At 72.1% G+C, this 19701-nt stretch carries 17 protein-coding genes and 1 pseudogene; 9 read left to right on the forward strand and 9 right to left on the reverse strand.

Going from position 1 to position 19701, the window contains the following annotated elements; translation table 11 throughout:
* The first annotated feature begins 38 nt into the window (after positions 1-38).
* Positions 39-290: a WhiB family transcriptional regulator gene (locus DT019_RS10650; RefSeq protein WP_114036460.1), complete on the forward strand. Its 252-nt coding sequence runs from the start codon at positions 39-41 to the stop codon at positions 288-290.
* 123 nt (positions 291-413) lie between these two features.
* On the opposite strand, the gene DT019_RS10655 is transcribed toward DT019_RS10650, so the two are convergent.
* The 3 genes from DT019_RS10655 to DT019_RS10665 all read right to left on the reverse strand — a co-directional run bounded on the left by DT019_RS10655 (position 414) and on the right by DT019_RS10665 (position 4038).
* Positions 414-1382: an acyl-ACP desaturase gene (locus DT019_RS10655; RefSeq protein ID WP_114036461.1), complete on the reverse strand. Its 969-nt coding sequence runs from the start codon at positions 1380-1382 to the stop codon at positions 414-416.
* Positions 1383-1626: 244 nt separating this feature from the next.
* The gene (locus DT019_RS10660; protein WP_114036462.1) at positions 1627-3267 is read right to left on the reverse strand and encodes an ABC-F family ATP-binding cassette domain-containing protein; all 1641 of its coding nucleotides are present in this window, start codon (positions 3265-3267) and stop codon (positions 1627-1629) included.
* Between the two features lie 354 nt (positions 3268-3621).
* Positions 3622-4038, reverse strand: coding sequence for an SsgA family sporulation/cell division regulator (locus DT019_RS10665; protein ID WP_114036463.1), 417 nt, complete (start codon positions 4036-4038; stop codon positions 3622-3624).
* Between the two features lie 347 nt (positions 4039-4385).
* Between DT019_RS10665 and DT019_RS10670 the strand changes: the two genes are divergently transcribed.
* Positions 4386-5459, forward strand: coding sequence for a WD40/YVTN/BNR-like repeat-containing protein (locus tag DT019_RS10670; protein WP_114036464.1), 1074 nt, complete (start codon positions 4386-4388; stop codon positions 5457-5459).
* On the opposite strand, the gene DT019_RS10675 is transcribed toward DT019_RS10670, so the two are convergent.
* A complete protein-coding gene (locus tag DT019_RS10675; protein WP_114036465.1) occupies positions 5456-5755 on the reverse strand; it encodes a YciI family protein in 300 nt (99 codons plus the stop codon). The genes DT019_RS10670 and DT019_RS10675 overlap by 4 nt on opposite strands.
* Positions 5756-5797: 42 nt before the next feature.
* Positions 5798-6217 carry a GNAT family N-acetyltransferase gene (locus tag DT019_RS10680; RefSeq protein WP_114036466.1) on the reverse strand — a complete coding sequence of 140 codons (420 nt, stop codon included), beginning with the start codon at positions 6215-6217 and terminating at the stop codon, positions 5798-5800.
* Between the two features lie 121 nt (positions 6218-6338).
* Between DT019_RS10680 and DT019_RS10685 the strand changes: the two genes are divergently transcribed.
* Positions 6339-7046: an endonuclease V gene (locus tag DT019_RS10685; RefSeq protein ID WP_114036467.1), complete on the forward strand. Its 708-nt coding sequence runs from the start codon at positions 6339-6341 to the stop codon at positions 7044-7046.
* Positions 7047-7068: 22 nt separating this feature from the next.
* Here the strand turns inward: DT019_RS10685 and DT019_RS10690 are convergent, their stop codons facing one another.
* A complete protein-coding gene (locus tag DT019_RS10690; protein WP_223279394.1) occupies positions 7069-8250 on the reverse strand; it encodes a saccharopine dehydrogenase family protein in 1182 nt (393 codons plus the stop codon).
* Positions 8251-8534: 284 nt separating this feature from the next.
* On the opposite strand from DT019_RS10690, the gene DT019_RS10695 reads away from it, so the two are divergent.
* Genes DT019_RS10695 through DT019_RS10710 form a run of 4 tightly spaced genes read left to right on the forward strand, consistent with a single transcriptional unit; the run spans position 8535 to position 14335 of the window.
* Complete coding sequence (locus DT019_RS10695) at positions 8535-9683, forward strand: CaiB/BaiF CoA transferase family protein (RefSeq protein WP_223279395.1); 1149 nt, start codon at positions 8535-8537, stop codon at positions 9681-9683.
* A gap of 1 nt (position 9684) precedes the next feature.
* The gene (locus tag DT019_RS10700) at positions 9685-10827 is read left to right on the forward strand and encodes an acyl-CoA dehydrogenase family protein (protein ID WP_114036470.1); all 1143 of its coding nucleotides are present in this window, start codon (positions 9685-9687) and stop codon (positions 10825-10827) included.
* Between the two features lie 60 nt (positions 10828-10887).
* Positions 10888-12102: an acetyl-CoA C-acetyltransferase gene (locus DT019_RS10705; RefSeq protein WP_114036471.1), complete on the forward strand. Its 1215-nt coding sequence runs from the start codon at positions 10888-10890 to the stop codon at positions 12100-12102.
* A 40-nt stretch (positions 12103-12142) separates the two neighbouring features.
* Positions 12143-14335, forward strand: a complete 2193-nt coding sequence (locus tag DT019_RS10710; RefSeq protein WP_114036472.1) for a 3-hydroxyacyl-CoA dehydrogenase NAD-binding domain-containing protein — start codon at positions 12143-12145, stop codon at positions 14333-14335.
* Positions 14336-14485: 150 nt separating this feature from the next.
* Here the strand turns inward: DT019_RS10710 and DT019_RS10715 are convergent, their stop codons facing one another.
* Both DT019_RS10715 and sph read right to left on the reverse strand, forming a co-directional pair.
* The gene (locus DT019_RS10715) at positions 14486-15244 is read right to left on the reverse strand and encodes a MerR family transcriptional regulator (RefSeq protein WP_114036473.1); all 759 of its coding nucleotides are present in this window, start codon (positions 15242-15244) and stop codon (positions 14486-14488) included.
* 200 nt (positions 15245-15444) lie between these two features.
* Complete coding sequence (gene sph, locus DT019_RS10720) at positions 15445-16431, reverse strand: sphingomyelin phosphodiesterase (RefSeq protein WP_114036474.1); 987 nt, start codon at positions 16429-16431, stop codon at positions 15445-15447.
* A 172-nt stretch (positions 16432-16603) separates the two neighbouring features.
* Here sph and DT019_RS10725 point away from each other — a divergent pair, with 172 nt between their 5' ends.
* Positions 16604-17077: a hypothetical protein gene (locus DT019_RS10725; protein ID WP_114036475.1), complete on the forward strand. Its 474-nt coding sequence runs from the start codon at positions 16604-16606 to the stop codon at positions 17075-17077.
* Between the two features lie 169 nt (positions 17078-17246).
* Positions 17247-17946, forward strand: a pseudogene (locus tag DT019_RS10730) (oxygenase MpaB family protein).
* Between the two features lie 161 nt (positions 17947-18107).
* On the opposite strand, the gene DT019_RS10735 reads toward DT019_RS10730, so the two are convergent.
* Complete coding sequence (locus tag DT019_RS10735; protein WP_114036476.1) at positions 18108-19133, reverse strand: LacI family DNA-binding transcriptional regulator; 1026 nt, start codon at positions 19131-19133, stop codon at positions 18108-18110.
* Positions 19134-19701: the final 568 nt, after the last annotated feature.

The raw sequence follows: 19701 nt of genomic DNA on the forward strand, positions 1-19701 counted from the left end.
TGACCGGACGTTGATCAGCGCCCGGCAGCGTGGGAACCATGCTGAACGACACCATCACCATCGGCCCGGAACTCGCGTGGCAGGAGACCGCGTTGTGCGCCCAGGCGGGGCCCGAGTTCTTCTTCCCCGCACCGGGCAGCTCGACGCGTGAGGCCAAGCAGCTCTGCGGAGCCTGCGAACAGCGCACGGCCTGCCTCGAGTACGCCCTGGCCAACGACGAGCGCTTCGGTGTGTGGGGCGGGCTCTCCGAGAAGGAGCGGCTGACCCTGCAGCGCACCCGGCAGCACTGACCGCGCGCGGGCCGACCTGGGCCCCGCGCGGTCAGTGCTGCCCGAGGTCCCCTGGCGCCCGTCGGCCGCGCGGTCCATGCCCGCCGGGAAGGGCGGGCATGACGTGCGGCGGCGGGGGCGCGCTCAGGCGCGGGCGGCCATCCGCGCCTTGCGCGCGGCGAGCTTCTCGTCGAACTTGGCGGCCTCGCTGTCGAGGCCGCCCATGTACAGGCCGAGCTCCTCCTGCGCCTTGAGGCCCTCGGGGCCGAGCCCGTCGATCTCCAGGACCTTGAGGTAGCGCAGCACCGGCTGGAGCACGTCGTCGTGGTGGATCCGCATGTTGTAGATCTCGCCGATCGCCATCTGGGCGGCCGCCCGCTCGAAGCCCGGCATGCCGTGACCGGGCATCCGGAAGTTCACGACCACGTCGCGCACCGACTGCATCGTGAGGTCGGGGGCGACCTCGAAGGCCGCGCCCAGGAGGTTGCGGTAGAAGACCATGTGGAGGTTCTCGTCGGTCGCGATCCGTGCCAGCATCCGGTCGCAGACCGGGTCGCCCGACTGGTGGCCCGTGTTGCGGTGCGAGACGCGCGTCGCCAGTTCCTGGAAGGCGACGTAGGCGACCGAGTGCAGCATCGAGTGCCGGTTGTCCGACTCGAAGCCCTCGCTCATGTGCGCCATCCGGAACTGCTCCAGCTTGTCCGGGTCCACCGCGCGGGACGCGAGCAGGTAGTCGCGCATCACGATGCCGTGCCGGCCCTCCTCGGCGGTCCAGCGGTGCACCCAGGTGCCCCAGGCGCCGTCACGGCCGAACAGCGAGGCGATCTCGTGGTGGTAGCTGGGCAGGTTGTCCTCGGTGAGCAGATTGACCACCAGGGCGATCTTCCCGAGGTCGGTGACCTTGGACTGCTGCGGGTCCCAGGCCTCGCCGTCCTCGAAGAAGCCGGGGAAGTTGCGCGCGTCCGACCACGGCACGTAGTCGTGCGGCATCCAGTCCTTGGCGACCTTGAGGTGCCGGTTGAGCTCCTTTTCGACTACCTCTTCCAGCGCGAACAGCAGCCGGGCGTCGGTCCACGCGTCCGTGCTGCCGAGGTGGGGAGAAGTGATCGTCACGGGGGTGCTCCAGGGGGACGGGAACGGGGGGACGGCAGGCTTACCTACGCAAACGTAGGTTACGAGACCGTAGGTTAAGGCGGCCGTAAGTCCAAGCCAAGTCCTGCTTCCCCTTCGTCCGGTTACGTTCTGCTATATGTGCAGGTCCCAGAGGTCCGACGAGAGGCGAGTCACCTCGCGCGGGCCCGCACGGCACGGGGCCCGGCCCGGTCGGATCCGACCGGGCCGGGCCCCTGGGCGAGGGTCACCGCACGGGCAGACCGCTCCTGACCTCCTCCGCCGTGGTGCCCGTGAGCCCGCCGTCCAGAAGCAGCCAGCGCGTGACCCCGATCGACTCCAGGAACGGCACGTCGTGGCTCGCCACGATCAGGGCGCCCTCGTAGGCGTCCAGCGCGGCCCTGAGGGCGCGCACGCTCGCCATGTCGAGGTTGTTCGTCGGCTCGTCCAGCATCAGGAGCTGCGGCGCGGGCTCCGCGAGCAGCAGTGCGGCCAGCGCGGCACGGAACCGCTCGCCGCCCGAGAGCGTCCCCGCGGGCCGGCCCGCCCGGGCTCCCTTGAACAGGAAGCGCGCCAGCCGCGCCCGGATGGCGTTGTCCGTGGCCCCCGGTGCGTAGCGGGTCACGTTCTCCACCACGCTCAGCTCGTCGTCGAGCACGTCCAGGCGCTGCGGCAAGAACCGCAGGGGCACGTGGGCCACCGCCTCGCCCGCCACCGGCTCCAGCTGCCCGGCGAGCGTCCTGAGCAGGGTCGTCTTGCCCGAGCCGTTGCGCCCGACGAGCGCGATCCGCTCGGGCCCGTGCACATCGAGCTCGCACCGCGCCCCTGCCCCGTAAGGGAGTTGGAGCTCCCGCAGGGTGAGCACGGCGCGTCCCGGGTGCACCTTGGTGCGGGGCAGCTCGATGCGGATCTCCTCGTCGTCGCGCACCGCCTCCACCGCCTGGTCTAGGCGCTCGCGGGCCTGGTCGAGGCGCTCGGTCTGCAGGATGCGGTGCTTGCCCGCCGACACCTGTGCCTCGCGCCTGCGGTTGTTGGCGACGATCTTCGGCACCACCTTGTTGTCGTAGCTCTTCTGCCCGTACCGCTGGCGCCGCGCCAACTTGACGTGGGCGTCGGACAGTTCGCGCTTCTGGCGCTGTACGTCGGCCTCGGCGACCCGCACCATCCGCTCGGCCGCCTCCTGCTCGGCCCGCAGCGTCTCCTCGTACACCGTGAAGTTGCCGCCGTACCAGGCGAGTTCGCCCTCGCGCAGGTCGGCGATGCGGTCCACCCGGTCGAGGAGCTCCCGGTCGTGGCTGACCACCAGGAGCACTCCGCTCCAGGCGTCGACCGCCGCGTAGAGGCGCTGCCGTGCGGGCAGGTCCAGGTTGTTGGTGGGCTCGTCGAGCAGCAGGACGTCCGGGCGCCTCAGCAGCAGGGCGGCCAGGCGCAGGAGCACCGACTCGCCGCCGGAGACCTCGCCGATCGTGCGGTCCAGGCCGATGCCGTCCAGGCCGAGCTGGTCGAGGGCGGCGCGGGCCCGCTCCTCGACGTCCCAGTCGTCGCCGACCGTCTCGAAGTGCCGCTCGTCGGCGTCGCCGCTCTCGATGGCGTGCAGGGCGGCGCGGACCGCGTCGATACCGAGGGCCTGGTCCACCCGGAGAGAGGTGTCCAGGACCAGGTTCTGCGGCAGGTATCCGATCTCGCCCGCGACCATGACGTGCCCGTCGGTGGGCGTGAGGGCACCGGCCATCAGCTTCAACAGGGTTGACTTCCCCGACCCGTTGAGGCCGACGAGGCCGGTGCGGCCGGGGCCGACGGCGAGCTGGAGGTCCTCGAAGACGACGGTGCCGTCGGGCCACGCGAAGGACAGCGCGGCCGAGCTGATCTGAGGGGGTGACATGGACATACGGGTCTCCCGGTTGCGGGGAAGGAACGAGGGCAACGGGGGTTCTGAGACACCGCTCAGGGCAGGAAAAAGGCCCTGGTCGTGGAGGACATGGCTCGGAGGCAGAGGTCACACCGGGACGCGCGACACGGAAGGGAGTGCGCGAGACGGTGTCTCAGGGGCCTCAGACGAGCAACGTCCTACTCCGTTCGACGACAACAGGGCCAGGTACGAAGCTACGCCGCCGCCGCGCGGCCCCGCAAACGATTTAAGGGGCGCACGCGGCACCGGCGGCGCGTGAGGGCGGCGCACCGCCGCGACCGGGCAGGAGCGGAGGCGGTGCGGGGGAGGCGTCGCCTCCTCGCGGGGGAGGGTTCAGCAGGCGTCGCGCAGCAGCGCCGCGAGGTCTCCGTCCAGGTCGAGGTACTGGTGCTCGCGGCCCGCGGGCACCAGGAGCTGGGCGCGCTTGAGGAAGCGGCGCACCTCGGAGGTGCGGATGTGGACCATGGCGACGCCTTCGCGGGCGTGGAATTCGAGGACCGTGCGGTCGTAGCCGTAGGGCCGCACCCGGACGTCGCCGACCCCGGAGGGCGCCTCGATGCCCACTTCGAGCAGCTCGCGGGCGAACTCCCAGGAGACCTCGGTGCCTTCGAGAGTGGCCGGAGCGGGGAACGCCATGTGCACGGCGAAGGGGTCACGGGAGTCGTAGCGCAGGGTCGCGGGCACGGTCTCCATGCGGGGTGCGGACGCGATCAGGCGCACCTGGACGGGCTGCTCGATGACGGTGGACAAAGCCCTGCTCCCTCAGCCTCGGGGGTTCTCTCCTGCCGCCCGGAGAGACGTCGAAATTCAGTGTTCCGTGCACCCGAGGTTCACGTGACCTGTGTCACTGCCGACCGCCTGGGCCCCGTGCTCGACCCGGAATGCTCGCAATAGGACGGATTCCCGTTGTCACCCCGGCCACACCGGTCACCACCGCCTCGGAGTGCCTCATCTTTTTCGGCCCCTTCGACGGGTCCGGCGAGCGGCATCGGGCGTAGGCCGTCGCGCCGCGCGTACGTCTCGCCGACCGGCCTCCCGGGGCGGGCGACGTAGGCACTCTGGACGCGTGGGGCGGGCGGGGGCTAGCTTCCGAGCCCATGAGGTCCATGGGGAAGACGAGACGCATGCTGTCGGTGGGTCTGGGCGCGCTGGCCCTGGCGGCCGCACTGGCCGTCCCGGCCCAGGCGAGCGGGCACGGGCACATGACGTGGGAGCTGAAGAACACCGGTACCGACGCGCGCTTTCGCGGGCTCGCCGCGGTCAGCCGGTCCACCGCGTGGGTGGCGGGCACGAAGGGGACGGTCCTGCGGACCTCCGACGGCGGTCGCAGCTGGAAGAACGTGTCGCCGGCCGGCGCGGCCGGTCTGGAGTTCCGGGACGTGGAAGCCTTCGACGGGCGGCGCGCGGTCGTGCTGGCCATCGGCGAGGGCGAGGCCTCCCGCGTCTACCGCACCGAGGACGGCGGGGCCACCTGGAGCGAGTCGTTCCGCAACACCGACCCGAAGGCGTTCTACGACTGCCTGACCTTCTTCGACCCGCGGCACGGCCTCGCGGTGAGCGACCCGGTCGACGGCAAGTACCGCATCCTGTCCACCGCCGACGGCGGCCGCTCCTGGACGGTGCTGCCGAACGCGGGGATGCCCGCCGCCCAGCCCGGCGAGGGGGGCTTCGCCGCGAGCGGCCAGTGCCTGGTGAGCTCAGGACCCCGCGACGCCTGGCTCGCCACCGGAGGCGGCGCCACGGCCCGCGTGCTGCACTCCTCGGACCGCGGGCTCACCTGGACGGCCGCCGGGTCGACCATCCCGGCCGGCGACCCGGCCCGCGGGGTGTTCGCCCTCGCCTTCCGCGACCGGACGCACGGACTCGCGGTCGGCGGCGACTACCGGGCGGGCCAGGCCTCGCCGCGGGCCGCGGCGGTCACCCGCGACGGCGGCCGCACCTGGCACCAGGCGGCCACGCCGGTTGCCGCCTACCGTTCGGGCGTGGCCTGGCTGACGCACACGCACTCGGCAGCCCTGGCCGTTGGACCGACCGGAACCGACCTGACCCGCGACGGCGGCCGCACCTGGCACACCGTGGACACCGGCTCGTACGACACGGTCGACTGCACGCCCGACGGCGGCTGCTGGGCGGCGGGGGAGCGGGGCCGGGTGGCGCGCCTGGCCGACTAGTCCGGCAACGCCTGCTGGTACGCGGCGAGTTCGGGCGCCACCTTGGTGGCGAGGAACTCGGTGATCCGGTACGTGCAGAGGTCGTTGACGAGGAAGGGGTCGGTCGCGACGAGCCGTTCGATGGCCGCGCGATCGTCCCCGGCGGCCAGGATGACCCCACCGTCGCGCGGCTGCTTGCGCCCGGAGGCGATGAAGACGCCCGCCGCGTACTGGGCGTCGAGCCAGGCGACGTGGTCGGGAATCAGTTCGTCGACGCGGTCGAGCGGAACGATGTAGGTCAACTCAAGTATGAACATGATCCCCACGCTACTCGCCCGGACCGCGGCGGCAGCGGGGCCTCAGATGGTGCGGGCCATGCCCACCGAGGCGGGCGCGGTCTCGGTGAACCCGAACTGCCGGTAGAGCCGGTGTGCTTCACCGTCGGCGATCAGCGACACGTAGGCGGTGGCCGGGGCCCTGCGCTCCAGCTCCGCGGTGAGCGCCGCCATGATCCGCTTGCCGAGGCCGCGGCCCTGGTGGGCGGGGAGGACGCAGATGTCGGTGATCTGGAACGCGGTGCCGCCGTCGCCGATGATCCGGCCCATCCCGACCGGTTCCCGCCCCTGGTGGACGACCACGCCGTACCAGGTGTGGGGCAGCGCGAGGGCGACCGCCTCGGCCGAGCGGTCGGACATGCCCGCGCTGGTGCGCAGGTGCCGGAAGGTCTCGGGAGAGGGCACGCCCTCGCGCAGCTCGTAAGAGTCGATAGCGTCACTCATGCCTTACATGCTAGAGGGGGGCGCGGGCCCGCGGCAACGTGCCGGGAGCGCGCCATCGGCCCCGGAGTCCGCAGGCGGACCCCCGTTCCGGCCGGCCGCGGGGCGGCCTAGGGTGGGCGCCATGGAGATCACGGGGATTCCGGCCGCCTGGCCGGACAGCGAGGCGGCCGCCCTGGCCGTACAGGACGAGCTGCGCGGGCGGGTCGTGCTCGACGAGCCGGGGCCGCCGCCGGGCAGCGGGCTCGTCACCGGTGTCGACGTGGCGTACGACGACGAACGGGACCTCGTGGTCGCCGCCGCCGTCGTGCTCGACGCGGCGACTCTGGAGGTCGTCGAGGAGGCCACCGCCGTCGGCCGGGTGGCGTTCCCCTATGTGCCCGGCCTGCTGGCCTTCCGGGAGATCCCCACCGTGCTGGCCGCCCTGGAACGGCTCGCCCGCGGTCCGGGCATGGTGATCTGCGACGGCTACGGGCTCGCCCATCCCCGCCGCTTCGGCCTCGCGAGCCACCTCGGCGTCCTGACCGGGCTGCCCGTCATGGGCGTCGCCAAGAACCCGTTCACCTTCACCTACGAGCAGCCCGGGCCCCGCCGCGGGGACAGCTCCACGCTGGTCGCCGACGACGGCACCGAGGTCGGGCGCGCCCTGCGCACCCAGGACGCCACCAAGCCCGTCTTCGTGTCGGTCGGGCACCGGGTGAGCCTGGACGGCGCCTGCGCCCACACCCTCGACCTCGCCCGGCGCTACCGCATCCCCGAGTCCACCCGGCGGGCCGACTCGCTGTGCCGCCGGGCGCTGAAGGAGGCCCAACAGGCGCTCGTGCAGCCGTAGTCGAGCCTCTCGCGCGGCGGGGTCAGCGGGTATCGGCGACGCGGAAGCGCATCCCGGCCTTCTGGAGCCGGTCGGTCAAAGCCGCGCCCATCGCGGTCGCTGGCGTCAACTGCCCGGAAAGGGCGGGAAGTTCGTCGAAGGCGAGGCTGAGCGCGGCCTCGGCGAGGATCTTGGCCGTCTCGTCGTAACCGGGGTCGCCCCCCGACACCTCGGTGAAGACCCGGCGGCCGCCGCCCTCGCCGACGAACCGCACGGTGAACCAGCTGCGCCGGCGCCGCGCCTCGTCCGGGCCCTGCCCGGCCTCGTAGCGGCTCATCAACCAGGCGCGCGCGGGCGGGAGTTGGGTGGCAGCGGCGACGGCACCCAACGCCGCCACCCCGCCGATGGCCACCGGAAGGTGCTTGACCGCGGCGAAGTGGCGGTAGCGGAAGTCCGGCCCGTACCGCTCGTCGGCCGCCGCCGAGCGGGCGATGACCTGCGGGTCGATGGTGGGCATGGGCAGCGCCCAGGTGCCCGTCTCCTTGCTGAAGTGCGGGGCGCCGAGCGGGGCGCGGGCCCGGCGCCCCACCAGGCGCGGCTCGTGCAGCCGGCGCTCCCGGGCGGCCCGCGCGGTCTGCGCGCCGCGCCCGAGCGCGGTCAGCGCGGAGGCCAGCGTCCCGCCGGAGAACGTCGCGTTGGTCCTGACGAAGCCGTCGATGCGCAGCGGCACCCCCGTCGGGAGCCGGCGCACCGTGAACAGGACACCGAGGTCGTGCGGCACCGAGTCGAACCCGCAGGCGTGCACCAGGCGGGCGCCGCTCTCGCGGGCCCGCGCGTCGTGGCGCACGTACATCGTGTCGACGAACTCCGGCTCACCGGTCAGGTCGAGGTAGTCGGTGCCCGCCTCGGCGCACGCCTCGACCAGGCCCTCGCCGTACCAGACGTAGGGGCCGACGGACGTGGCGAGGACACGCGTCGAGGCGGCCAGCGCACGCAGCGAGGCGGCGTCGGTGGAGTCGGCGGTGACCAGGGGCAGCGTGGCACAGGCGGGGTTGAGCTCCGCGAGCCGCTCGCGCAGCCGCTCCAGCTTGGTGAGGCTGCGCCCGGCGATCGCCCACCGGCAGTCCTCGGGCGCGTGGGTCGCGAGATACTGCGCGGTCAGCGAGCCGACGAAACCCGTCGCGCCGAACAGCACGATGTCGTAATTCCGCTTCGAGGGTTCCACCGTGTGCCTCCGCACTTGAGCTGCCTGGTGACGCCGTCGGCCGGTGCCGGGTTGTGAGGCTAGCGTGCGGCCCCCGCCCGGGGCACCCGGACCCGGGGTGGCGGATGATCCCTGGCGGTGTCCCCGGAGACGCATGGTGCGGGCAAGCCCGGCGTATCGGGGCAACCGGTCCCGGTCCGTTGACCGTGCGCGCTGAGCGGTTGCTCATCAGGGCTTGTGCGGAGTGGAACGTGTTCTTAGCATCATTGATGTTACATCAGTTGTGTCACAGTGCTGGGGGCTTGATGGCAGCGACAGGAACCGGCCCGCTGGCCGGGGTGCGCGTGGTCGAGCTGGCGGGCATCGGGCCGGGCCCGTTCGCCGCCATGCTCCTCGCCGACCTCGGCGCCGACGTGGTGCGGGTGGACCGTCCGGGCGGCGCCGGCCTCGGCGTGGATCCGGACCACGACCTCACCAACCGCAACAAGCGCTCCGTGATCGTCGACCTCAAGGCGCCTGAAGGCCCGGGCCTGGTCCTCGACCTCGTCGAGCGGGCCGACATCCTCGTCGAGGGCTACCGGCCCGGCGTCGCCGAGCGCCTCGGCGTCGGTCCCGAGGAGTGCCTGGCCCGCAACCCACGCCTCGTGTACGGGCGGATGACCGGCTGGGGCCAGGACGGCCCGCTCGCCCAGCGGGCCGGTCACGACATCGCGTACATCGCCATCACCGGCACCCTCGGCATGATCGGCGCCGCCGACGCGGGCCCCACCGTCCCCGCCAACCTCGTGGGCGACTACGCGGGCGGCTCCCTCTACCTCGTCATCGGCGTCCTCGCCGCGCTCCAGCACGCCCGCGGCGGGGGAGCCGGCCAGGTCGTGGACGCGGCGATCGTCGACGGCACCGCCCACCTCACCACGATGATCCACGGCATGCTGGCGGCCGGCGGCTGGCAGGACCGGCGCGGCGTCAACCTCCTCGACGGCGGCTGCCCCTTCTACGGGACATACGAGACCTCGGACGGCCAGTACATGGCGGTCGGCGCCCTGGAGCAGCGGTTCTACGACGAGTTCATCCGCCTCCTCGGCATCGGCGACGAGGCGCCCGCCCGCAAGGACCTGGCCCGCTGGGCCGATCTGCGCACCACCATCGCCGACCGGTTCCGCACCAGGACCCGGCAGGAGTGGACCGCCGTCTTCGAGGACTCGGACGCCTGTGTGGCACCCGTCCTGTCCCTGAAGGAGGCGCCGCACCACCCGCATCTGGCGGCCCGCGCCACCTTCACCGGGCACGGCGGCCTCACCCAGCCCGCGCCCGCACCCCGCTTCTCCGCCACCCCCGGCTCCGTCCACCGGCCCCCCGCGCTCCCGGGCGCCCACACGGCGGAGGTCGCCCGCGACTGGGACCTTCCGTCGCTCTCGGCGGGACCGGCGCCAACTCCCGTACAGGAGGCTTGAGTTGAAACGGCAGATCTTCACCGCCGAGCACGAGGCGTTCCGCGAGACCGTCCGCACCTTCCTCGCCAAGGAGGTCCTGCCGCACTACGAGCAGTGGGAGAAGGACGGCATCGTCTCGCGGCAGGCGTGGCTCGCGGCAGGCAAGCAGGGCCTGCTCGGGCTCGCCGTGCCCGAGGAGTACGGGGGCGGGGGCAACGCCGACTTCCGCTACAGCGCCGTCCTCGCCGAGGAGTTCACCCGCGCGGGGGCGGCCGGGCTCGCGCTCGGCCTGCACAACGACATCATCGGCCCCTACCTGACCGGGCTGGCCACCGAGGAGCAGAAGCGGCGCTGGCTGCCGGGCTTCTGCGACGGCTCCCTGATCACCGCGATCGCGATGACGGAACCGGGCGCGGGCTCCGACCTCCAGGGCATCCGCACCACCGCCGAGGACCGGGGCGACTACTGGCTGCTGAACGGTTCCAAGACGTTCATCTCCAACGGCATCCTCGCCGACCTGGTGGTCGTGGTCGCCAAGACCACCCCCGAGGGCGGCGCCAAGGGGCTGTCCCTGCTGGTCGTCGAGCGCGGCGCCGAGGGCTTCGAGCGCGGCCGCAACCTCGACAAGATCGGGCAGAAGGCGCAGGACACGGCCGAGCTGTTCTTCCACGACGTACGCGTCCCCAAGGAAAATCTCCTCGGCGAACTCAACGGGGCCTTCGTCCACCTGATGACCAACCTCGCACAGGAGCGGATGGGCATCGCGGTCGCCGGGATCGCCGCCGCCGAACACCTCCTGGAGATCACCACGAACTACGTCAAGGAGCGCGAGGCCTTCGGCCGGCCGCTGTCCAAGCTCCAGCACATCCGCTTCGAGATCGCCGAGATGGCCACCGAGTGCGCCGTCACCCGCACCTTCCTCGACCGGTGCATCGTCGACCACTCCAACGGGGAACTCGACGCCGTGCACGCCTCGATGGCCAAGTGGTGGGCCACCGAACTGCAAAAACGCGTCGCCGACCGCTGCCTCCAACTGCACGGCGGTTACGGCTACATGACCGAGTACCGGGTGGCCAGGGCCTTCACGGACGGCCGGATCCAGACGATCTACGGCGGCACGACCGAGATCATGAAGGAGATCATCGGCCGTTCCCTGCTCGGCTGACCCGACCCCAACCCCACCACCCGGCCTCACGAACCACCCTCATCCGAAAGGCTGCTGACGTTGAGCACCGAAGCGTATGTGTACGACGCGATCCGCACCCCGCGCGGTCGCGGCAAGGCGAACGGCGCCCTGCACGCCACCAAGCCCATCGACCTGGTCGTCGGCCTGATCCACGAGATCCAGGCACGCTTCCCGGGCCTGGACCCGGCGGCCATCGACGACATCGTGCTCGGTGTCGTCGGCCCGGTCGGCGACCAGGGCTCCGACATCGCCCGGATCGCGGCGATCGCCGCCGGACTGCCCGACACGGTCGCCGGCGTCCAGGAGAACCGCTTCTGCGCCTCCGGCCTCGAAGCCGTCAACATGGCGGCGATGAAGGTCCGTTCCGGCTGGGAGGACCTGGTCCTGGCGGGCGGTGTCGAGTCCATGTCGCGCGTCCCCATGGCCTCCGACGGCGGCGCCTGGTTCGCCGACCCGATGACCAACTTCTCCACCAACTTCGCCCCGCAGGGCATCGGCGCCGACCTCATCGCCACCATCGAGGGCTACTCGCGACGCGACGTCGACGCATACGCGGAGCTGTCCCAGGCGCGGGCCGCCGAGGCCTGGAAGGACGGCCGGTTCGCGCGCTCCGTCGTCCCCGTCAAGGACCGCAACGGCCTCGTCGTCCTCGACCACGACGAACACATGCGCCCGGGCACCACCGCCGACTCCCTCGCGGGCCTCAAGCCGTCCTTCGCGGGCATCGGCGAGATGGGCGGCTTCGACGCCGTGGCGCTGCAGAAGTACCACTGGGTGGAGGAGATCAACCACGTCCACCACGCGGGCAACTCCAGCGGCATCGTGGACGGTTCGGCCCTCGTCGCCATCGGCTCCAAGGAGGTCGGCGAGCGCTACGGCATGACCCCGCGAGCCCGCATCGTCTCCGCGGCCGTCTCCGGATCCGAGCCCACCATCATGCTGACCGGCCCGGCGCCCGCCACCCGCAAGGCGCTCGCCAAGGCCGGCCTGACCATCGACGACATCGACCTCGTCGAGATCAACGAGGCCTTCGCCGCGGTCGTGCTCCGCTTCGTCAGGGACATGGGCCTCAGCCTCGACAAGGTCAACGTCAACGGCGGCGCCATCGCCCTGGGCCACCCCCTCGGCGCGACCGGCGCGATGATCCTGGGCACCCTCGTCGACGAGCTGGAGCGGCGCGAGCTGCGCTACGGACTCGCCACGCTCTGCGTCGGCGGCGGCATGGGCATCGCCACCGTCGTCGAGCGTGTCTGACCGTCCCGTCCCGGCACCCCCTCATACGGAGAATTCAGCAATGACCGAGAGCACGACCATCCGCTGGGAACAGGACGAGACCGGCGTCGTCACCCTCGTACTGGACGACCCCAACCAGTCCGCCAACACCATGAACCAGGCCTTCAAGGACTCCATCGCGGCCATCGCGGACCGCGCCGAGGCCGAGAAGGACTCCATCCGGGGCATCATCTACACCTCCGCCAAGAAGACCTTCTTCGCCGGCGGCGACCTGAAGGACATGATCCAGGTCGGCCCCGACCGCGCCCAGCAGGCCTTCGACACCGGCACCGCCATCAAGAACTCGCTGCGCCGCATCGAGACGCTCGGCAAGCCGGTCGTCGCCGCCATCAACGGCGCGGCCCTGGGAGGCGGTTACGAGATCGCCCTCGCCTCCCACCACCGCATCGCGCTCGACGCACCCGGCTCCAAGATCGGCCTGCCCGAAGTCACCCTCGGCCTGCTCCCGGCGGGCGGCGGCGTGACCCGCACCGTACGCCTCATGGGCATCACCGACGCCCTGCTCAAGGTGCTGCTCCAGGGCACCCAGTACTCCCCGCGGCGCGCACTCGAGAACGGTCTCGTGCACGAAGTCGCCGCCACGCGCGAGGAGATGCTCGCCCAGGCGCGCGCGTTCATCGACGCACACCCCGAGTCTCAGCAGCCCTGGGACGTCAGGGGCTACAAGATCCCCGGCGGTACGCCGTCCAACCCGCGGTTCGCCGCCAACCTTCCGGCGTTCCCGGCCAACCTGAAGAAGCAGCTCCAGGGCGCGCCCTACCCGGCGCCGCGCAACATCCTCGCGGCCGCCGTCGAGGGATCCCAGGTCGACTTCGAGAGCGCTCTCACCATCGAGGCCCGCTACTTCACCGAACTGGTCACCGGACAGACCGCGAAGAACATGATCCAGGCGTTCTTCTTCGACCTCCAGGCCGTCAACTCCGGCGTCAGCCGCCCCGAGGGCATCGAGCCGCGCCCCGTCCGCAAGGTCGCGGTCCTCGGCGCCGGGATGATGGGCGCGGGCATCGCCTACTCCTGCGCCCGGGCCGGCATCGAGGTCGTCCTGAAGGACGTGTCGCCCGAGGCCGCCCAGAAGGGCAAGGCCTACTCCGAGAAGCTCCTCGCGAAAGCGCTCTCACGGGGCCGCACCACCGAGGCCCAGCGGGACGCGCTGCTCGCGCTGATCACGCCGACCGCCGACCCGGGGGCCCTGGCGGGCTGCGACGCCGTCATTGAGGCGGTCTTCGAGGACACCTCCCTCAAGCACAAGGTGTTCCAGGAGATCCAGGACATCGTCGCCCCCGACGCGCTGCTGTGCTCCAACACCTCGACGCTGCCCATCACCGGTCTCGCCGAAGGGGTCGCGCGCCAGGAAGACTTCATCGGCCTGCACTTCTTCTCGCCGGTCGACAAGATGCCGCTGGTCGAGATCATCAAGGGCGAGCGCACCGGCGACGAGGCGCTGGCCCGCGCCTTCGACCTCGTACGCCAGATCAAGAAGACACCGATCGTCGTGAACGACTCGCGGGGCTTCTTCACCTCCCGCGTGATCGGCCAGTTCATCAACGAGGGTGTCGCGATGGTGGGCGAGGGCATCGAGCCCGCGTCCATCGAGCAGGCGGCGGGCCAGGCCGGCTACCCGGCCAAGGTCCTGTCCCTGATGGACGAGCTGACGCTGACCCTGCCCCGCAAGATCCGCAACGAGACCCGGCGGGCCGTCGAGGAGGCCGGCGGCGTCTGGCCCGGCCACCCCTCGGACGCGGTCATCGACCGCATGGTCGACGAGTTCGGCCGCACCGGCCGCAGCGGCGGCGCCGGATTCTACGAGTACGGCGAGGACGGCAAGCGGGGCAAGCTGTGGCCCGGCCTGCGCGAGCACTTCACCAAGCCCGGGTACGAGATCCCGTTCGAGGACATGAAGGAGCGGATGCTCTTCTCGGAGTCCCTGGACACGGTCCGCCTCTTCGAGGAGGGCGTCCTCACCTCGGTCGCCGACGCCAACATCGGCTCGATCATGGGCATCGGCTTCCCCGCCTGGACCGGCGGCGTCCTCCAGTACATCAACGGCTACGACGGCGGCGCCGAAGGAAGGGTCGGCCTGCCCGGCTTCGTGGCCCGGGCCCGCGAGCTCGCCGAGCGCTACGGAGAGCGCTTCCAGCCGCCCGCGCTCCTGGTGCGGAAGGCGGAGAACGGCGAGACCTTCAAGGACGCGTAGGCGCTCCGCGGGATTCGGGACGTGGGGGAGCTGGGCCGAGTGCGCGGCTCCCCCATGCCTCTGGCACGGCCGCCCTTCCGGGTCGGCTCGTACGGGCGTTCCGGCGGGTGCCGCGCCTTGCCCTCGGGCCGCTGGAGACTGGTCGCGCAGTTACCCGCGCCCCTGGCGGGATGCGGGATCCGGCGTGCCGAAGGCCTCGCGCAGCTCCTCCTTCAGCGACCGCTGGAACGCCGTGACCAGCGCCTGGAGCACCATGGGCTGCATATGCGCGGAGAGCGATTTCATCGCCTCCACATGGTCGGGGTCCGACTCCCGCTCCCGGTAGGGGTTCCAGACCTCGTCGCGGAAGAGGCGGGTCAGCTCGTGCGCGGCCGAGCGGGTGTGCTCCATGAGGACCGTGCGGGCCGCGAGGATCGTCTCGTGCGCGATGGGCACGTCCAGGAGCTGGACGCCCAGCGCCAGCAGTCCCGGGTCCACGCGGAAGGTGTCGGGCGAACCGGGAATCCGCTCCAGGACGTTCATCGCGGCGAGCCGGTCGATGTCGGTGGCGGACAGCGCGCGCCCGGCCCGGCGCTCCAGTTCGGCGCGGCTCGCGTCGTCCGCCGAGTCGGGCGCCCAGGAGGCGACCACGGCCCGGTGGATGGCCAGGTCATGGGCGCTCAGATCGGGCGGCAGCTGCTGGAGGTAGCGCTCGATGGCGGCCAGCGTCATCCCGTGGTGCTGCAACTCCTCGATCAGCGCGAGCCGGGACAGGTGCACGGGCCCGTAGTGCCCCACCCGGCGCGGTCCGATCACCGGGGGCGGCAGCAGCCCCCGGGTGCCGTAGAAGCGGATGGTCCGCACGGTGACACCGGCCCGCGCGGCCAGCTCGTCAACCGTGAGTGTCGGCTCCTCGGTCTCCGTCGCCATGGCAGTGCCTCGCCTCCCCGGTGCTCCCGGCCGCCGGGTGCGCGGCCGATCCGGTGCAACAGTATTGCTGTCTCACCAGCACTGCTCAATACGTCCCCGGTGCCGGGCCCGGCCGCGCGCCGGGGCGGCACGCGAAGGCCCCGGGCGGACGGCGGGCGCCGACCGGCCGGGGCCGGGCCGAGCGTGCCCGGGCGCGTGGGTTACGGGGTGCGGCCCGCCTGGAGCGGGTAGTGGTCGCTCAGATTCGTGTACGTGTAGTCGGTGCCCCAACTGCGTACCGTCCAGGGCGCCGTGGACTCCACCACCACCTTGTTGGTCCAGCTGGACGGACGGGCGTGGCCCGCCAGGTGGAGGACGTAGTCCAGGTCCTCGCGCGGATCCGTGGGGTAGCGGTAGCGCGCGATCGAGTTCTCGGCGGTGTCGAAGGAGTACGCGTGCCCCGTCCGCGCATCGGCGGCGACCAGGCCGCCGTTCGCCAGCATAGAGGCGTACTCCGAGCCGTGCGAGTCCACGTTGAAGTCGCCCGCGACCATGACCTCCTCGCTCGCCGGAATGTGCTTGGCCTCCAGGAAGGACCTGATCGCCCGGAACTGGAGAGCGCGATCCTTGACGGCCTCGCCCGCGCCGCACCCGGAATCCGTCGACTGCGTGTGCGTGCCGACGATGTGCACCCGGGTGCCGTTCACGTCCAATACGGCATAGACGAAGCCCTTGTTGGACCACCAGTCCGAACCGCAGGCGTCCTTGTACACGTACTGCTCCTTGCGCACGATCGGCCACCTGCTCAGCAGGGTGACGCCGCCGTCCTCGGGAGTGGTCGAGGAGTACGAGCCCCCCGTGGCGTCCCAGCCCTCCCTGCCGCGGCCCACCACGGGCGTCTGGTAGGGATACTGGGCCGAGGCGTTCCGCTTCAACGCGTCCGACGCGGAGTTGTCGAAGGCCTCCTGGAGCACCACGACGTCGTTGCCCTGGAAGAAGGGCGCGGCGGGAATCGCCTGCGCCCGGTGGTTCTGGCCCCAGTTCGGGTACAGGCTCTGGCTCATCAGGAAGGTGTTGTACGTCAGCACCTTCAGCCGGGGCGGCTCGGCGGCCGCGGCGGACGCGGGAGCGGCGCCGGTCAGAGTGACGGCGGCGAGCACGGCGGCGAGAGCCGCGGCGGGGGCCTGGCGGAGTGAGGGGAGCGGCACATGAACTCCTGGGTCGGGAGCGGCAATTGGGACCGGCGCCCACAGCAAAGCAGCCACGATTACCTAGAGGTAACCTCCCTGCACCGCCTGTCTTACCCCTGCCGTACGATCAGGAGTACGAACGCTCGGACAACACCCGTCACGGGCGTGTGCGCGAGAGAAGGTGCCAGGCGTGAAGCTTCTCCCCATCAATGTGGGCCCCCTCAATCCCACGGTGCCCGATCTCCTGGTGGGCTTCGTGCTGTTCCTGCTCTGCTTCGGTGTGGTGGCGGGCGTGCTGCTGCCCCGCATCAGGCGGACGCTGGAGGAGCGCGAGGCGCTGACGACGGGCCGCGCCCACGAGGCCGAAGCGATCCTCGCGGAGGCCGCCGAGGTGCGCGCCCGCTATGAGGCCGAGCTCGCCGGGGCGCGGCACGAGGCGGCCCGCATCCGCCAGCAGGCCAAGGAGGAGGGCGCGGCCGCGATAGCCGCCGCCCGCGCCGAGGGCGTCCGCGAGCGCGACGAGATCCTCACCACCGGCGCCGCCAGGATCGCCGAGGCCCGCGCGGCCGCCGAGGCCGAACTGCGCCCGTACGTCGACTCCCTGGCCGCCGAACTGGCCGGCCGCATCCTGGGCGAGCCGCTGGGGGCCTCCGCCGGCCGCTGAGCCGGACCGCCTGACCATGCCCCCGGCGAACGGGCTTCGCCGGGGGCATCGTCACGCCCCTGAGGACCCTGAGGACCCTGTGTGCCGCTGTGACCTGTAGTGATTGCATACTGGAATCACTACAAACACGGCAGTGCCGCACAGACCCACCAGCCTCAGGGAGCCCGCCATGAGCCGCCGCGATGCCGCGCCCGTGCCGCCCCCGCCCGGCGGCGTGCTGTGGAGCCTCGCCGGAGACATCAGGATGCTCCTCACCCTGCCCGCCGCCCTCACCATGCAGGTCGCCCACCCCGCGGTCGGCGCCGGGGTGGATGAGCACTCGGTGTTCCGCACCGATCCGTGGGGGCGCGGAGAGCGCTCTCTGCGGTCGGTCCAGCTCTGGGTGTACGGAGGCGAGCAGGCCGCCGAGGAAGGGCGCCGGCTCCGGGAACTCCACAAGACCATCCAGGGCACGGACGCCACCGGCCGGCGCTACCACGCGCTCACCCCCGCCTATTACGCGTGGGTGCACGCCACCGGCTATCCCGTCTTCCGTGGTCGAGGAGCTCGTCGCCACCGACCGTCCCGTCCCGGCCCCCGACCGCGGCCCGCTGCCCCTGCGGCTGCTCCTGAGAGCGCTCTGGCCGGTACTGCTGCCGCCCCTCGCCCGCTTCCGCAGGTTCGTCACCATCGGCTTCATGCCGCCAGACGCGCGCGAGGCGATCGGCCTGGACTGGACGGACGAGCAGGAGCGCAAGCTGCGCCGCTTCGGCCGGGTCGTACGGGCGGTGGTGCCCCTGCTGCCCGAGCGCCTGCGCTACCTGCCGCTCGCCCGCGCGGCCCGTGCGGAACACCGGCGCGCGACAGGCCGGACGAAGCGCTCTCACTGACCTCCCGACGCCGCGCGGCCGAAGCGCCCGGCCCCGTCATGGCCGCCCCGCCAGGGCCGACCTCCGGGCGATCACCAACCGGCGCCGCCCCTGCGGACCGCGGCCGTCGCGCCGACCTTCCGGGCCGCTGAACCGCCGTGCCACCGAGGCGACTTGTGGCCTCAGGCCGACGCGCGCCGCACCAGGGCTGTCGGGGTGATCACGGAGGCGGGCGGGGCCCCTTCGTCGCCGCTCTGGTCGAGCCCGCGCAGCAGCAGGCGCGCCATCAGGCGGCCCATCTCCTCGATCTGTTGACGTACGGTCGTCAGCGGCGGGTCGGTGGCTTCGGCCACGGAGGCCATGTCGTCGAAGCCGACGAGGGCGACATCGTCCGGTACCCGTCGGCCCCGCTCGCGCAGCACCCGCAGGGCGCCCGACGCCATGAGGTCGTTGGCGGCGAACACGGCGTCCAGGTCCGGCCGCCGGGCGAGTAGTTCGGCCATCGCGTGGGCGCCGCTCTCGGCCGTGAATGCGCCTTCCACCACCAGCGTGGGATCGGCCTCCGGGAGTACGTCGCGATACCCGTCGAGACGATCGGTGGAGGCGGTCTGATCCAGCGGGCCCGCGATGTGCGCGATGCGCGTGCGGCCGAGGGAGAGCAGATGACGCACGGCCTCCCGCGCACCGCCGCGGTTGTCGGCGTCGACATAGGGAACGGCCGTCGGGAAGCCGGGCCGCCCGCCGAACACCGTCAGCATGCCGGCGCCGCGCGTGATCGCGGGGAGCGGGTCGTCGTCGTGCAGCGAGAAGGCGAGCGCCCCGTCGACGTGACCGCCCGTCAGGTAGCGGGAGATCCGGCCGTAGTCGTCCGGACCCTCGACGAGCAGCAGTACCAACTGCGTGTCGTGCGAGGCGAGTTCCTTGCTGATGCCGCGGATCTGTCGCGAGAAGAAAGGGTCGGAGAAGAACCTGGTCTCCGGCTCGGCGACGATCACGGCGACCGCGCCGGTGCGCCGGGTGACCAGCGAGCGGGCCGCCTGATTGGGGATGTAGCCCAGCTCCTCGACCGCCTGACGCACCTTGTCCACCAGGGGCGGCCGCACCCCCGTGCCGCCGTTGACGACCCGGGACGCGGTGGCCCGGGAAACACCGGCGCGCGCGGCGACGGCCTCCAGTGTGGGCCGCGTGCCGAAGTACTGCTCGGTCAAGGCAGGTTCTCCTCATCGGCGGATCGCTGACAGACCCTGGCGGAACTGCTCTGCCCGGCAGCGTACCGGCAGGGTACCGGGCGCGGATCCGCCTGCGAGAGCGCTCTCACCCGGTCCGGGCGGGGAGGCGTGGGCCCGGCTGCGGGGGCGGCGGCGGAAGCGCTCTCACCCTTTGGGGGACGTGAACGCCTTGACCGCCGCGGAACCGGCGCGAGCGCTCTCACGCGCGGGCAGGGGGGTGTCTCGCACCCTGCCCTGCCTTGGCGAGAGCGCTCTCGCGCGCCTGCCTCGGTGACGCCCCGCGACTTGCCTCGGACCTGCGAGAACGCTCTCACGCGCCCGCCCGGGGAGCCTTGCGCCGTGCCTCGGACCCGCGAGAGCACTCTCGCGCGCGACCACCCGGGAAACCTGCGCGTGCCCCGAATCCGCGAGAGCGCTCCCGCGCCCGCCCCGGTGAGCGGAGAGGGGCAGCCCCCGGCCCGCCCCGAGGCCCGCCCCCGAGGGCGCTCTGCGCGCCTCCCGTCAGGGACCCGCATGACGGACCCGGATCAGGAATCCGCATCACGGA

It is taken from the genome of Streptomyces sp. SDr-06, assembly GCF_003324565.1.
Taxonomy (GTDB): Bacteria; Actinomycetota; Actinomycetes; order Streptomycetales; family Streptomycetaceae; genus Streptomyces.